Genomic DNA, 15878 nt, shown 5'->3' with positions numbered 1-15878 from the left:
CAACAAACCTCCTTGGGTTAAGCGCGTGTTGCTGACTCCAAGGGGGCTTTTTTATGAAATAATTTAATTGGGGGTGTGGTCGGTGAAAATTTTAACCGGTGGGAAGGTTTATCTTGAGGGAGAATGGAAATGCAACGTAGACGTGGTGATGGAGGATGGCAAAATTTTGGATGTTGCTCCTAAAGGAAAGTATGCTGAGGGGGAAGTTATAGACGCTAATGGGAATTATATATGCCCGGGATTTATAGATATCCACGTTCATGGATGCAAAGGCCGGGACGTCATGGATGGCAGCGTGGAATCCCTTGAAGTCATGGCTGAATTTATGGCTGCACATGGTACTACGGCTTTTTTGGCTACCACTACAACTCATGGGCGAGAAGAGATAAAGAAGAGCTTGAAAGCCGTAAGTGATGCTTTACATAAAGATATTAAAGGGGCTCAGATTCTTGGAGTCCATCTGGAAGGCCCTTTTATCAACCCCGAGGCAAAAGGTGCTCATGATGAAAAATATATACTTGCTCCCAGCCGTGAGAGTTTTAGAGAGCTGGTAGGGGATTACGAGGGTATCATAAAAAGGGTTACGATGGCTCCCGATGTTGAAGGGGCTAAGGAGCTGGTGAATTATTTAACGGGTAGAGGAATAGTGGTGTCTATGGGACACACAGTGGGCAATTATGAGCAGTGTATGGCCGGGTTCGAGTGGGGGATGACCCACGTCACCCACTTGTACAATGCTATGTCGCCCTTGAGGCACAGGGAACCCGGGGCAGTGGGCGCTGCTTTTGATAGGGATGGGGTGACGGTGGAGCTCATCGCTGATCTGATTCATGTGCATCCTGCTGCCTTGAGAATTGCGGTGGCTGTGAAGGGCAGCGACAGCGTGGCCCTTATTACTGATGCCATGTCAGCTACGGGAATGGGCGATGGTGACTATGTCTTGGGTGGTCTGGAAGTAGTGGTAAAAGAGGGGGTAGCTCGATTAAAGGAGAGAGGTAACCTTGCGGGCAGTACCCTTACCCAGGACCAAGCCCTGCGCAACATGGTTTTGATAGGTATACCGCTTGAAGATGCTGTTAAAATGCTTACTGAGGTACCGGCCGACATCATAGGCATCGGAGATAAAAAGGGCAGGATAAAGAAAGGTTTTGATGCTGATCTGGTTATTTTGGATGAAAAGCTGTATGTCAACAAGGTGTTTATAAAAGGCGAGGAGTTTAGACTGTAATATTTAATGGGGGATTCAATGCTGTGAAGGGCAGGTTTTTGCTGTTTAAGGAACTGGATATTACACAGGAGCTAAGAGAAGACCTCAATAGGATTGCCTGGGGGGTAAGTTTAGGCATAGTGTTTTTCGTATGCCTGAACGGCGCCCCCTTCGCTGGCTTTGTTCGTGCCCTTGGCGTCAGCGAGCTGATGTATGGCATTTTAATGTCGCTTCCGGTGGTGAGCGGTGTCTTCCAGGTGCTGGCGGCTTATGTGCTGGAGTCCACAGGGGCCAGGAAAAAGCTGTTCTTGATAGGGGGCATGTTTCAGCGCCTTTCCATAATTCCTGTGGTGATTCTCCCTCTTATAATTCCTGAAGAGCTTAAAGGGTTGACAATAAGCCTTATAGTGTTCTTTTTGCTTGTTTCGGCAGTGGGCGGTGCCTTCAACGGCGTGACCTTTATATCCTGGATGGCGGCACTTGTTCCATTGAAAATACGCGGCCGATTTTTCAGCCAGCGGCAGATGATGTTCACCTTTACCGGTATGGTGGGGGGAGTGCTGGCAAGCTGGGCACTGGATCGCATAGGCGGTTTTGTAGGCTTTGCGGTGGTATTCAGCGTGGTAACGGTATTTGCTATAATGGATATTCTTTGTTTCATTCGGGTATATGACCCGCCCATGGTAAGGCCGCAGCACAAGTTGCCGATAAAAAAAATGTGGAGTGCAGTTTTGCAACACTCAAATTTCAGGCGATATTTGATTTTTTGGGCGGTATGGGTATTTGGTATCAATATTGCCGGGCCGTTTTTTAGTGCTTATATGATCGATTATTTGAAGATGAGCTACCTGGAAATCACCATCTATACTCAAGTAGTTAGCAATATTCTTACTATGCTCGTTATACGAAAATGGGGCATGCTGGTTGATATGTTTGGCAATAAGCCGGTACTGCGCGTTTGCGGTACCGGAGTGGCTGCCCTGCCATTTCTATGGTTGCTGGCTACTCCAGAGAATTACATGATCATTCCTTTTATACACGTTTTTACCGGCATATTCTGGAGTGGGATTGATTTGACCTCCAATAATCTGGTGATGAGCCTTTCACCAGATGAAAACCGCTCGTTTTACATCGCCAGCTTTTCAATGGTGACATCGGTGGTGGGCAGTATAGTGGCTTATGCCCTTGGCGGGCTGTTCATGGAGGCTACGGCTGAACTGGCCAGGGATTTGAATATCGTAATTTTCGGCCGTCCACTAACCAATTACCATATGCTGTTTATACTTTCTTCCATCATACGGTTTATAGCCATAACTTTCCTGGTATCCCCTATACATGAGGAAGAATCGGTTGAGCCTAAAGAAATGATTCGCCGCTCTATCCATATGGTAAGCGAAAAAAGGGGGAAAGTACAAAAGGTACAGGGATAGTGAGCTGGCACATGTTCAAGTTCAAGGTTTTCCTTATTTTGAGATTTTTGAAGAGAGCTGTTTGGATATCAGCTTGAATGTATAAGGGTAAAAGCCCAGCAGGCTTTTTATGTTTTCCTCTAAGTTACGATAAAATTTGCGTATCCTTTCCATTTCCTGCTCGGTCAGCTGGTAGTTCCCAAACTGGTTTTTGACTATTAAGTGGCATATGTCCGACATGGTACCGGCAGAGTTTGTAAGCCATGCATCCACCCTCTGGGCATAGGCATAGGGGGTTTCCCCTCTGTGCATAGGGAATCCGTAAAGGGTAAGAAGCCACAGTATTTGCTGATAACAATAGCTGAGCTGCTTTTCAAAGGGCAGCTTTTTTATTTTTTTCCAGCGGAGGATGTCCCACACCCTGAGTCCTGCCACGCCTGCTCCTATTAAGATAAGCGTTATCAGCAAAACCACTACAAACCATGGAATTTTGTTTGACGAGGAGGAATCGGGAAGGCTGCCTACTTCGGCGTTTATGTCGGGCTGGTAAATATTTGTCTGTTCACCTTGCATCCATGGGTAGGTAAGCTCATCCCAATAGTAGCCGGGATACTGAGCTTGGTGTTGGCCTGTTAAGCCATGCTGATGTTGAGTTTGGGGAGTGGGGTCAAACGTCAACCATCCCACCTTTGGGAAATATATCTCCACCCAAGCATGGCCGTTGAGCTTTCTAACCTCGTAAAGGTTTCCCTCATCGGGTTGAGACGGCATCTTGAAACCTTCTATATAGCGAGTGGGCAGGCCAACCATCCTGCCCATTACCGCCATTGCGGTGGCAAAGTAGGTGCAGTAACCTCTTTTAAGCTCGAATAAGAAGTAATCTACGAAGTCCACGTCAGGAGGGGTATAAGGGGGCTGCAGGGTATAATCGTAATTTTGTTGCAGGTAGGCTTGAAGGGCCAGCGCCTTGCCCAAAGGCGTCTTTATTTCCCGGGTAATGCTGTGAGCCAGTTCTGCAACCCTTGAAGGAACGCTTTCAGGGACCGACATATAGTGCTCTTGTATATGAAGCAGCTTTTGGCGGTTTGCACCGTTCCACGGAAGTTGCTGAGGGATAGGTTTATGCCAATCGATGATGGGGACGTAATCGTCAAGAAAGTTTTGAAATATTCTATCTTCAATATTGGGTATGCTGACGTGCAATATATAGCTCTCTGATGTCGAGATATCTCTTGAGGTAAAGGTTTCGCCCTTGCCGTTGAAATAGGGGGTGAAGCCTCCCCATCTTTTCTGTACGGTGATGCCTTCTAGGCGCTGGGCGTTGAATATGACCGAGGTTTCAATGCCGGCGTGGGTAACAGAGGCTTTTACAGGTGTAAAAAAACGATCCCTAAGCTCTCGGCTTAGGTCCTCCCATATTGGTTCGTCCCAGTCGAATGCCTGGCGGTATGTATTATCCCAGCTCATCCTGCTAAGCTTATATCGTTTATCGTCTATCGAGTCTTTCCAGCCGCTACCTGTATATTCGTTGAGTATGGTGCCCCTTAAGTACAACGAGTCGGTTGCTGTTACTCTCAACACCACGTCGCCACTTATCTTTACAGGCCCGCCCAGTTGTTCAGATGAAGACGGGAAGCCGGTCTGAGAAAGGCGAAACGGTTGCCTGGGCTTTGAGAAAACTGACCACTCTGACCACCTGTCGCTGATGTCCTGAACTGTCCGCTCGAGGAAATCCCATTTGAGATGCCGTGTATCATTGGGTAGAAATATTGACGAGGTCAATACTATGGCGATTGCCAGGGGCAGCGTGGAAACCTGCCACACACCGAAATCAGGCATGCTGTACTGGTGCGAAAGTCTCCTATACTGTTTTGTGCTCAGCAGCATAATCCACGCTAAAGCTAGAGGCCACAGCCAGGGGAGTATCTCAGTATGCCCCAAAGCCCATTCTATGGCTATAATACCGGTGCACAGCACAAAGGATATAAACAGCCATTCTAGCTTTATGACCAACAGGTATATGATAAGCGATAGAATGAATACGATAAGCCAGGTGCCGGGGTAGACATATTGTGGTTCAAAAGAAGCCACGCCAAGGGTATAGTCAAGCAGCCATTTAAAGAAGTTTAGGGCGTCGTCCCACCAGCTTTTGGCCGCAAAATATTTCAGATATATCCCCATACCGGTAGCCGTAGCAATCGTCATAGCTATTAAGGTTAGGCGGCTGGAGAAATAAATAGAAAGCGCTATATAGAATGCCGTTACCATGAGCAGTATGGTCCAAAATGGCATGGGAAAGCCCAGAGATACCAGTATGGACTTTGCCAGCCCGCTCACCATGAAGGTGAATATAAGCCATTTCATTATGTAATTGAGCATAGGATTGGATATGGATCTTTGGCTCATAGCGCTCTCTCCAGTACCCGGTCTATTCGTTCATCGGTGTGCAGGGCAAAGCATGGAATCTCCCGCCTGTTTAGCTCTTCAATTATGCGCTTTAAGTCGTCGTTCAGCTGTGGGTTGTAATGTACGAAAAACACCAGGGGGTGTATGTCCGACTGCTTTAGCAGGCAGAGATGGTTGAATAGGCGGTAGCTCATGTCGTGGACGATGAGCACTATGCTTTCGCCCTTGCTAAATCCAGTAGATTCCATGGAAAGTATCTCGTCCATGCGAAAAGGGCTGTTAAACGGTAGTGCTGCCAGGTAGTCAAAAAAACGGGTGAAATCCCCAGGATTTCTTCCGCTGACCTGCTGCCGTTCCCTGTGATAGACCACCAGCTGCATGGAAAGCCAGTTTGAGAGTATGAAGTGTGTAACGGCTACAGCGCATTCTATCATCTGGTCCTCCACCTTGTAACGGGCTATCCCTTCCCATGGATAGGGGAAGGTTTCCAGGAACATGAGTATTTGCGGCTGAGTATTGGTCTCGTAGTTTTTGACGTACAGGTTCTGCAGCTTGGCGGATATTTTCCAGTGAATTTTTTTAAGCGGGTCCCCGTACTGATACTGGCGTATGTCGCTAAGGGATGCGGGCTCTTCAGTGGCCAAAAATTCCTGTCTGGTGGTGCCCTCGGTTTGAATTTGAGGCAGTGGAAGGCTGGACAGCCTGACAACTCTTGGTGCCACGCTTAGCTGAAGGGGTTTGTGGTATGAACGGCTGAGTAGATTCATGGAGAACGTAAACAGGCCAAACGGGTCACCTACTTCCACGCCGATAATGCCCACCGTGTACTGGCCTCTCAAATCACATATGAAGTCTTCCTTAATTTCGCCATAACGAAAGGGAAGGATGCACAGCACCTCTTCTTTGACTTCGTTTGTCAGAACCGACTGCGGTATCTGATAGAACACCTTTATGTAGGGGTATATAAATGGCTTGTCATTGTGTATCTGTATCACCAGCGAAACCCTGTCGCCTTTTGTTGCCTGTTCAGGGGTTATCCTCTGCAGATACCGAAAATCCGTAAGCACCCACAGGTTGGTTATGACGGCGTAAAATACCAGGGATGTTATGACTGTAAATCCCATGAAGAATATCTTTTCGCCGGTATAAAGCCCCAATCCTAGGAAAAGCACTCCAAGCCCTATGATGAATACACGTAGCGGCTTCATGGCCTGATCACTGGCACGTATACCGAGTTTAAAATTGACCTCAATATCCGCTCTGCCGTCATTTCCTTGAGCCGCGCTTCGGGCTTGAGTATCAGGCGGTGGGACAGGACCGGGATGACCATCTTCTGCACATCATCGGGTATGACGTAGTCCCTGCCTTCCAAAAGGGCATATGCCTGGGAAGCACGCATGAGGGCAATGGCTCCCCGGGGGCTTGCGCCCAGCGTCAGGTCCTTGTGTTCACGCGTACAGGCAACCAATTCGGCTATGTATTCCTTTATGGCTTCGGCCACGTTTACATGCCTGACCTGCTGCTGAAGGTCCAAGATTTGCTGTGCGTCGGCTACCGGCTTTAAATCCTCCATAGGGTTCCGTGTTTGAAAGCGGGAGAGGATGAACATCTCCTCGCGCTTTGTTGGATAGCCTATCGACACTTTGATGAAGAAGCGATCCAGCTGAGCTTCGGGAAGCGGGAACGTACCTATGTATTCAATCGGATTCTGGGTGGCCAGTACTATGAAGGGCTGCGGTACGGAATAGGTTTTCCCATCCACTGTTACCTGATGCTCTTCCATGACTTCCAGAAGGCTGGCCTGGGTTTTGGGGGAGGTGCGGTTGATCTCGTCGGCTAGTATGACCTGGCTCATTATCATCCCTGGCTTGAATTCCATTTCGCCGGTTTTGAAGTTGTACATGGAAAAGCCGGTTATATCCGAGGGCAGGATGTCTGGCGTAAACTGGATTCGCTTAAAGGACAGATTGAGGGACCGGGCCAGGCACGATACCAGGGTGGTCTTGCCCACCCCGGGGACGTCCTCGATAAGCACATGCCCTCCTGCCAGAAGGGCGATGAGGATAAGGCGTATGACCTCGCTCTTTCCTACTATTACCTTTTCTATATTTTCCTGAATGGCCTTGATGAGCTTTTGAGGATTGTTCATGTTTTTACCTACCTTCTTGCTTTATCGTTTTGCTGATTTTACATAATAATCTCTTTGTTTTGCATACCTGAGTAAAAAGCGGAATTTTTAACCGATGGTCAAATGTGATGCCATATGGTTTAAAAGCTTCAGTAAATTGCGTTTGACTGCTGCATTAAGTTAGGATCGAATTGGTGGGACGGTTAAAGCAGTTGATGATGCGTTTTTAAAGTTCCCAAGGTATTCTATTTATAAATATTATACCATATATGTGTACCGAAACGGATAACTGCGTTTTTATTTTTTAATCTCGGCTGTACTTTTTGATACTGTTTCGTGATATAATGAATCTAAATCGAGAGCACTGGTATTAATTTAAGCGGTTTTCTGATATCTAAAAAATATATAACCTTTAAAACTGATGTTTAACACGGTTTTTTGCACAAGAGAGGGTGCTGATTCTTATGCGGGATGCGGTACTTAGTATGTTGCTTGATAATTTGGGCAACTTCGTTTCGGGTGAGGACATAAGCAGACAGCTGGGCATCACCCGGGCTGCCGTGTGGAAGTACATAAGGCTTTTGCAGAGCGAAGGGTACTTGATAGAGTCGTCCACCAAAAAGGGGTACTGCTTAAGGCAGGTTCCGGATATTCTCGATGAAGTGCTGCTGACCCGGGGGCTCAATACGTCCATTTTGGGCAGGAATGTGGAGATACATTCCTCCATAGGGTCTACCAATGCGCGGGCCAAGGAGCTGGCATTGAGTGGTGCTCGTGAGGGGACGGTGGTCATTGCCGATGAACAGGTACAAGGGCGGGGAAGATTGGGGCGCAGCTGGGTGTCGCCACCCGGCAAAGGCATATGGATGTCAGTCATATTGAGGCCCCGCCTGTCTTCACAGCAGGTACCACGGATAACGATTATGACGGCCGTTGCGGTGGCAAATGCCTTAAAGCGATCTGCTCAGATTGATGTGGGCATCAAATGGCCCAATGACGTAGTATGCGGTGGGAAGAAGCTGTGCGGCATTTTGACCGAGGTACATGCCGAACCGGAGGTTATACACTATGCCGTTGTGGGGATAGGGCTCAATGTCAATCTTTCGTTTGAGGATTTACCCGAAGATATAAGGGATATAGCTACCTCTTTAAGAATAGAGAAGGGCAAGGAGTTCAACCGTGCGGATATAATAAAATCCATCTTGCAGGAGATGGAGAAAGGTTATTTGCAGGGGTTGAGGGATGATGGGTTTGCTGGGCTTTTAAAAGAGTACGAGAGGCGTTCGGTAATATTGGGGAAAAGGATACGGGTAATTGGCGTTGATGGCCAATTTTCAGGGTATGCACAAGGGTTTGGCCTTGATGGCTCTTTGATGCTTAGGTTGGATGACGGCCGCGTGGAGAGAATACTGGCGGGAGATGTATCACTGAGGGGGGAGAACGGCTATGTATGATGGAAAAATTACTGACGTGCCCGGTATTGAGGTGGGGCATGCGCAGGACTTTGATGCCAAGACGGGTTGTACGGTGATTATAAGCAGGGAAGGGGCGGTGGGAGGCGTGGACGTCCGGGGTTCGGCACCCGGTACCAGAGAGACCGACCTTATGCGCCCTATGAATCTGGTAGAGAGGGTCCATGCTGTGGTGCTGTGCGGCGGGAGCGCTTTCGGCCTGGCTGCAGCCAGCGGCGTGATGAGATACCTGGAAGAGCAGGGAATAGGGTTTGACACCGGCGTGGCCAAGGTGCCCATTGTGGCCGGCGCCGTGATATTTGATTTGGGGTACGGTGATTGGCGCGTTCGTCCAGACGAAAGGATGGGCTATGAGGCGTGTTTGAATGCCAGCACCGGCGATGTGCCTCAGGGCAGCGTAGGCGCAGGGACGGGAGCTACCGTCGGCAAAATACTCGGGATGGAGGGGTGCATGAAGGGAGGAGTTGGTACCTCGAGCATCAGATTGCCTGGAGGCATTGTGGTGGGGGCCATAGTGGTGGTAAATGCTTTGGGAGATGTAGTCGAGCCGGGAACCGGGAGAATACTGGCAGGTGCCCGGGACCCCAAAACAGGGAAATTCATAAATACATGGAAATTTATACTGGAAGGCAATGCCATAAAAGATGCAGAGGCCGGTAACACCACCATTGGCGTTGTGGCCACCAACGCTTACCTTACCAAGGAGCAGGCCAACAAGGTGGCTGCCATGGCGCATGATGGCCTGGCGCTGACCATAAGGCCTGTACATACCATGCTAGACGGCGATACTCTCTTTGTTCTGTCGACCGGCGAAATCGAGTGTGATGTAAACGTCATTGGTACGGCGGCTGCCGAGGCCATTGCCAGGGCTGTGGTCAATGCCGTGGAAAATGCTTAGACATCATTTTGAGCATGTTAATTTTTTGAAGGAAAAGTGAGAAAATGGCCACAACTTAGGGTTAAAATACGTGAAATGGCAGTGGATGGGGGTACAGAAGGGTATATGGCAGATTACCACGGCTCTCATTTGTTGACGGCATCGAAAAAGTCATTTAGTATAATATAGACTTTTGATAAATTCATCTTTTCAAGCACTTCGCTTTTCAGGCTCTTATTCATGTCGCAACATTTGAGGTCCCCTCTTGAGGAAAAGATAATAGCAAAAGTTAGCGTTAAAATGGCTGAGGAGCCTTGAAGGGTGAGTGCTTTTAAATCATGAATAGGAGTGGAGGTAATTTTATTGGATATTTTAAAGCGAATAATGGGGTATGCCTGGAGGTATAAGTGGCGACTTATTGCTGCTACCGTTTTTTTATTGCTGCTTATCGGTTTAAATCTGGTAACACCGTACCTTTCTAAAATACTGGTTGACGATGTAATACGAGGCGGCAGACGTTCACTTCTGCTGCCAATTTTGTTGGCAATTCTTGGGTGCGCGGTTTGCAAGGGAATCTTCTTGTATATCAGGTCCTATTTATTTGAGGACGTATCGCAAAGGTGCCTGTATGACCTGCGCAATAGCATGTACACCCATCTTCAGGAGCTGTCATTTTCATTTTACGATGACAACCGCATTGGTGAGCTCATGTCCAGGATGACTGGAGACATTGAGGGTATAAGGATGTTCCTGGTGGTCGGGTTGCCCATTTTGCTGGAAAATGCCATCTACTTCATCGGTACCTCAATTGTACTATTCTCCATGAACGTTAAACTGGCACTGGTTACTTTGGCTATTTTGCCTTTCATCGGGTGGACGGCTTTTAAGCTGAACAAGAATATCGGGCCTGCTTACAGCGAGATACGGGAACAGCAAGCAAATCTCAGCACGGCAGCTCAAGAGAACATCGCGGGAGTGCGCGTTGTAAGGGCTTTTGCACGGGAAGACTATGAAATAGCGAAGTTTAAAAAGGAAAATCGGCTTAATATGGAAAAAAACATCAATGCCGGCTTTATATGGTCCAAGTATTTCCCGCTCATTGAGTTTTTGAGCGGCTTTTGTGCGGTAGCATTAATAGGTTACGGTGGATGGATGGTTGCCACAGGGGAGATTTCACTGGGAACTGTTGTGGCTTTTAACGGATATCTGTGGATGCTGATTATGCCGGTTAGAATGCTGGGCTGGATTGTCAACGTGATAAGCCAAGCCATTATTTCTGGCAAAAGGGTGTTTAACGTGCTGGACACCGGATCATCCATCAAGGAAAAAGAAGACGCTTATTGCCCAAGCGAATTCCGTGGGGATGTGGTGTTTGAGAACGTCTCGTTTTGTTATAAGGAACAGCCTGTGCTCTTCAACATAAACATAAACGCTCCGGCAGGGAAGACCATAGGCATCATGGGTGCTACAGGAGCAGGAAAGACGTCTATTATAAACTTGATAGCCAGGTTTTACGACGTGACGGCAGGCAGAGTGCTGGTGGACGGAGTGGACGTGCGGGATTGGAAGCTGAGCGCCTTAAGGAGCCAGATAGGCATCGTGATGCAGGACGTATTTCTGTTTTCCGATACCGTTGAGGGAAATATACTTTACGGCAACCCCAATGCCACCAGGGAGGAAGTGATTGAGGCTGCCAAGATTGCTTGTGCTCATGACTTCATCATGGAGATGCCTCAGGGCTATGACACCATCATCGGCGAGCGCGGCGTGGGGCTGTCGGGCGGCCAAAAGCAGAGGATTGCCATAGCTAGAGCCATCATCAAAAATCCCAAAATCCTTATTATGGATGACTGTACCTCGGCTGTGGATATGGAGACTGAATACCAGATACAGCAGGCGCTTCAGAAGCTCATGAAGGGGCGCACCACGTTTATCATAGCCCATCGCATCTCTTCGGTGCGCAACGCTGATGAGATAATATTCCTGGAAAATGGTAAGATTGTCGAGCGGGGTACGCATGAAGAGTTGCTGGCTAAGAGGGGCAGATATTACGAACTGTACAGGCAGCAGTACAAGGACTTCGAGGAATTCCAGCCAAAAAGGCAGGTGATGTAACGATGCTGAGGCAGAGGATAATTGAAGACGAGGCGCTCGAAAAGCCGTTTAATATGGAGCAGTTCAAGCGGCTGTTGAGCTATATGAAGCCTTATACAAAACAGCTGGTAATTACCTTTTTGCTGATGATCGTAGCATCGGTGTGCGGCCTTCTGGGACCGCTCATCCTTCAGATAGCCATTGACGAGTATATGGTGCAGGGCAACTACGTTGGCCTGGCATTCATTACGCTTATCTTTCTTGGGGTCAACTTCGTAAACATGGTATGCGTGCGCAAACGGGTCAGGATTATGGTGGTGGTGGGGCAGGAGGTTCTCTTCAAACTGCGACAGGACCTGTTCAACCACATACAAAAGCTATCGTTTACCTTTTATGACAGCAGGCCGGCCGGTAAGATACTGGTGCGCATCATCAATGACGTGAACTCGTTGAGCGACCTTTTAACCAACGGGATTATAAACGTTGTGACCGATGCCTTCACTTTGATTGTGGCGCTGATTTTCATGTTTTCCATACATTTCAGGCTGGCCTTGATATCGCTGGTGACGGTGCCGCTGATGGCTTTGGTCATAGTGTTGCTTAAAAAGGTCATAAGGCTCAGGTGGCAGACGGTGCGCAGGAAGGTGTCCAACATGAACGCTTATCTGCACGAGAGCCTTGCGGGCATGCGGGTGACCCAGGCCTTTGTACGGGAGCCCGAGACGCGACAGGTCTATCGCCAGCTGAGTGGAGATATATATTCCGCCTGGATGAACGCAATAAAGGTAAACAACCTGTTTTGGCCTTCGGTTGAATGGATAGCGGCCATAGGTACATTCTTGATTTACTGGTTTGGCATGAAATTCCTGGATCAGGGCACGGTAACGGTCGGTATCCTGGTGGCCTTTACAGGGTATGTATGGCGGTTCTGGCAGCCGCTTAACAATCTGTGCAATTTTTACAACTCGCTGCTTATGGCTACGGCTTCAACCGAGCGCATATTTGAGATGCTGGATATACAGCCTGATATCACCGATAAGAAGGACGCTATAGAGCTTCCGCCCATCAAGGGTGAAGTCCGGTTTGACCACGTCACGTTCTATTATGAGCCCGAAAAGCCGGTATTGGAAGACGTGAGCTTTACGGTAAAGCCCGGCGAGACCATTGCGCTGGTAGGGCCTACGGGGGCGGGAAAGACCACCATCGTCAGCCTCATAAGCCGGTTCTATGACCCTGTGGAGGGCCGTGTGCTTATAGACGGAGTGGACATTCGCGATGTGACGCTGTATTCGCTGCGCAAACAAATGGGGATAATGCTTCAGGAGCCCTTTATTTTCTCGGGTACCATTATGGACAATATCCGGTATGGGCGGTTGGATGCTACTGATGAAGAGGTCATAGAGGCGGCCAAGATAGTTCATGCCCATGAGTTTATAAAGGAAATGGAGGACGGGTATTACACGCAGGTGCAGGAGAGGGGTTCACGCCTGTCGCAGGGGCAGAAGCAGCTTATCTCGTTTGCCCGGGCGCTTCTGGCAGACCCCAAGATACTCATCCTCGATGAGGCCACATCCAGCATAGATACGCGCACCGAGATGCTGATTCAGGAGGGGCTTAAAGAGCTTCTTAAAGGGAGGACTTCGTTTGTAATAGCTCACAGGCTGTCCACCATACGCAATGCCGACCGCATCATGGTGATCGACCATGGTAGGATCATAGAGTGCGGCAATCACGATGAGCTGCTCAAAAAGCGGGGAGTGTATTACAACCTGTATAAGGCACAGTATAAGTTTTTGCAGGCTGTATGACGTGGAAGTGCGGTATTAAGCAATTCAGCAAAGGATGTAATTATAATCTGCTATGCAAGAGATCGAGCAGGACGCTAAATTTATCATTTAGCTCCTGCTTGATTTATGCATTTAATTTTATCAGAAAACTCATGTTATCTATAATTACCAGAAGGTGTTTACGTTATAATTTTTTAGCAATATCCTACAAAAACAAAGATATTCAGAGAAAATGAAAGATAGATGGATAAAAACATGTGAAAATAAAAACAGGTAAAAAAAAGAGTTTGACGGTGCGAATTGTTTAGAATTATTCTATATACAGGCTTGTATGTTAAATTTTACACTTTTGGGCCAGGTAGATAGAATTGTTTCAAATCTTGTACATGATGAAACGATAAACATACTGAAAGAGGGTTATTAAAATGTTTGTTTATATATGCTTTATGAAAGGAGAAGGAAAATGCTGAAAGTTAATATTTTTGTTTTAATTGGGTTCGTGGTATATTTTTTTTATATTTTTATAAATTTTAAAAAGTTCTCATTAAGTTATCATATAATTTTGTTTACTTTTCTAGTTTACACATTTACGTTAATTGGAATCACCCTTTTTCCAATACCCATACAACCTCAAGCAATAGAAATGTTAAGAGAAATTCATATTACAAATAATTACATACCCTTTAAATCGATAATTAGTAATATAGTTGAAGCTACCCATTGGATTGTATGGTTTAAAATAATAATTGGAAACATACTGCTGTTTATGCCTCTAGGTTTTTATTTGCCTCTTATAGTAAAAAAACATATGAATGTTCGGAAGGTGATTATTATTGGATTTTGTGTTTCACTTTGTATTGAAGTAATGCAGATGTTTATATCTTTATTAGTTAATTGTAGATATAAAGCGTTTGATGTTGATGATTTGCTTTTGAACACTGCAGGAACTGTTCTCGGTTTTATAATTTTTAAATTTCTATACTATGTATTGCAAAACTGTCTGAAATGGGATATAAATAGGTATATTGAGTTCAAAAAGAGTTAGTGGTATTTGTATACGATGGTAATAGATTCAGTATGTATTGAAATTGCATGTAAGTATTATACTGGAACATATCGGATATCAGAGAATATATTGATAATGGAACGTTTTATTGAGCCTGTGCGCCTGTGTGACTTTGCCACGGGCTTTTATTGTCTGTCTGCAATGAAACAGAGTTATAAAAATAGAGAGCACATGACAAAGAGCAGTAATAGGCTTGAGGTTTATTAGAGATTCTGCTAATTGCGATAATGAAAGAATGGGGGAAGTAGTATGAGCTACATGGAGGAATACGGGCTGATTGCCTTTAGCTCAAGGCAGCATGCCATTCATTTCAGCGATATACTGAAATTGGCCGGCTGCCCAGTTCAACTGGTATCGACTCCCAGGGAGATATCGTTGGGTTGTGGTTTATCAATTAAGTTTCCAATAACCTTAACATCAAAGGTTATGAAAGTATATGAGAGGTACAAACACCCTATTACGGGATTTTACCATATTAGACGCATAGGCAATAGAACTCAAATTATGAGGATACCTTGCTGAAAACCCAAATTTTTTCTTGCACTTTATTCATCATGCTGCTAAAATATTACTCGTAAAAGCCGGTATCTCTCGTAGAGCCGGACTGAGATTCAACTCTATGAGGCAAGATACCGTCAGGTATCCAAATTTGGAACTTGAACGGAGGTGTTGGTTTATGAGGCTTACTACTCGTAGGCTAGTGGTTACAGGTATGCTGGCTGCAATCTCCATCATTTTAGGGCTCACCCCCATCGGTTTTATCCCTCTACCCTTTAGTCCCACCAGAGCCACCATCATGCACATCCCGGTTATCATCGGTTCGATTGTGGAAGGGCCCATCGTTGGTCTGATAATAGGGCTAATATTTGGTGGATTCAGCATGTATCAGGCTGCTACTATGGCTGCCAATCCCGCGCAATTCGTGTTTTTGGATCCCATGGTGGCAGTCCTGCCGCGTATGCTGATTGCCATCACTTCCTATTATGCCTACAGTGGTGTAAAGGCCGTGTTGAAGAGGGATTCTTCGGCGGTAGTAGCAGGTGTGGTGGCGGCAGCGGTGGGGACATTGACCAATACGGTGGGAGTGCTGCTCACCATCTATTTACGGCATGGGGTGGAATATGCCGAAAAGCTAGGGGTAGCGCCCGAGGCGGTTGGGGGAGTGATAATGGGGATTGCGGTAACCCACGGGATTCCAGAGATTATCGTGGCCGTATTCATTGTAACCGCGGTGCTGCAGGCCTTGCAGCGAATTTACAGGAAGGTGTTTTGATTATCCCGGGCAGGAAAGTCCTGCCCGTATTTATGTTTCTGTGTTATTTTTTATCAACAAATACGCAAGAAGACCCCATCTTCTGCAAGATGGAGATGAATTGCTAAAAATGTGATAAAATATCCTCAGAGTGATGGCTAATGTACAAAACCCAGAAAA

The 15878-nt window shown here is 46.8% G+C and carries 12 protein-coding genes; 9 read left to right on the top strand and 3 right to left on the bottom strand.

The window, feature by feature from the left end:
* The first annotated feature begins 82 nt into the window (after positions 1-82).
* Together nagA and BM241_RS09370 are read left to right on the top strand one after the other, a co-directional pair.
* A complete protein-coding gene (gene nagA / locus BM241_RS09375; RefSeq protein WP_035146627.1) occupies positions 83-1228 on the top strand; it encodes an N-acetylglucosamine-6-phosphate deacetylase in 1146 nt (381 codons plus the stop codon).
* 23 nt (positions 1229-1251) lie between these two features.
* Positions 1252-2637 carry an MFS transporter gene (locus BM241_RS09370; RefSeq protein WP_092282612.1) on the top strand — a complete coding sequence of 462 codons (1386 nt, stop codon included), beginning with the start codon at positions 1252-1254 and terminating at the stop codon, positions 2635-2637.
* Between the two features lie 33 nt (positions 2638-2670).
* Here the strand turns inward: BM241_RS09370 and BM241_RS09365 are convergent, their stop codons facing one another.
* From BM241_RS09365 to BM241_RS09355, 3 genes are read right to left on the bottom strand one after another with little or no spacing between them, the layout of a single operon-like run.
* Positions 2671-5022, bottom strand: a complete 2352-nt coding sequence (locus BM241_RS09365; protein ID WP_092282611.1) for a transglutaminase TgpA family protein — start codon at positions 5020-5022, stop codon at positions 2671-2673.
* Complete coding sequence (locus BM241_RS09360) at positions 5019-6230, bottom strand: DUF58 domain-containing protein (RefSeq protein WP_025747639.1); 1212 nt, start codon at positions 6228-6230, stop codon at positions 5019-5021. The genes BM241_RS09365 and BM241_RS09360 overlap by 4 nt, the downstream gene beginning before the upstream one ends.
* Positions 6227-7171 carry an AAA family ATPase gene (locus BM241_RS09355; RefSeq protein ID WP_025747638.1) on the bottom strand — a complete coding sequence of 315 codons (945 nt, stop codon included), beginning with the start codon at positions 7169-7171 and terminating at the stop codon, positions 6227-6229. Before BM241_RS09355 ends, BM241_RS09360 begins: the two co-directional genes overlap by 4 nt.
* 443 nt (positions 7172-7614) lie before the next feature.
* Between BM241_RS09355 and BM241_RS09350 the strand changes: the two genes are divergently transcribed.
* The 7 genes from BM241_RS09350 to BM241_RS09320 all read left to right on the top strand — a co-directional run bounded on the left by BM241_RS09350 (position 7615) and on the right by BM241_RS09320 (position 15719).
* Positions 7615-8604 (top strand): biotin--[acetyl-CoA-carboxylase] ligase, encoded by a 990-nt coding sequence (locus BM241_RS09350; protein ID WP_025747637.1) that lies wholly within the window; start codon positions 7615-7617, stop codon positions 8602-8604.
* On the top strand, positions 8597-9520 hold the full coding sequence (locus BM241_RS09345) for a P1 family peptidase (protein ID WP_035146877.1): 924 nt from the start codon (positions 8597-8599) through the stop codon (positions 9518-9520). Before BM241_RS09350 ends, BM241_RS09345 begins: the two co-directional genes overlap by 8 nt.
* Before the next feature lie 342 nt (positions 9521-9862).
* The gene (locus BM241_RS09340; protein WP_092282610.1) at positions 9863-11614 is read left to right on the top strand and encodes an ABC transporter ATP-binding protein; all 1752 of its coding nucleotides are present in this window, start codon (positions 9863-9865) and stop codon (positions 11612-11614) included.
* A 2-nt stretch (positions 11615-11616) separates the two neighbouring features.
* A complete protein-coding gene (locus BM241_RS09335) occupies positions 11617-13401 on the top strand; it encodes an ABC transporter ATP-binding protein (protein ID WP_092282609.1) in 1785 nt (594 codons plus the stop codon).
* 418 nt (positions 13402-13819) lie between these two features.
* A complete protein-coding gene (locus BM241_RS13205) occupies positions 13820-14425 on the top strand; it encodes a VanZ family protein (RefSeq protein ID WP_092282608.1) in 606 nt (201 codons plus the stop codon).
* A 270-nt stretch (positions 14426-14695) separates the two neighbouring features.
* Positions 14696-14968: a putative Se/S carrier protein gene (locus BM241_RS09325; RefSeq protein ID WP_092282607.1), complete on the top strand. Its 273-nt coding sequence runs from the start codon at positions 14696-14698 to the stop codon at positions 14966-14968.
* A gap of 154 nt (positions 14969-15122) precedes the next feature.
* Complete coding sequence (locus BM241_RS09320; protein WP_092282606.1) at positions 15123-15719, top strand: ECF transporter S component; 597 nt, start codon at positions 15123-15125, stop codon at positions 15717-15719.
* Positions 15720-15878 lie beyond the last annotated feature (159 nt).

This window comes from Caldicoprobacter faecalis (assembly GCF_900115765.1).
Lineage (GTDB): Bacteria > Bacillota > Clostridia > Caldicoprobacterales > Caldicoprobacteraceae > Caldicoprobacter > Caldicoprobacter oshimai.
Note: the sequence above shows the minus strand (reverse complement) of the source record. Positions and strands in the feature narration are given on the sequence as shown.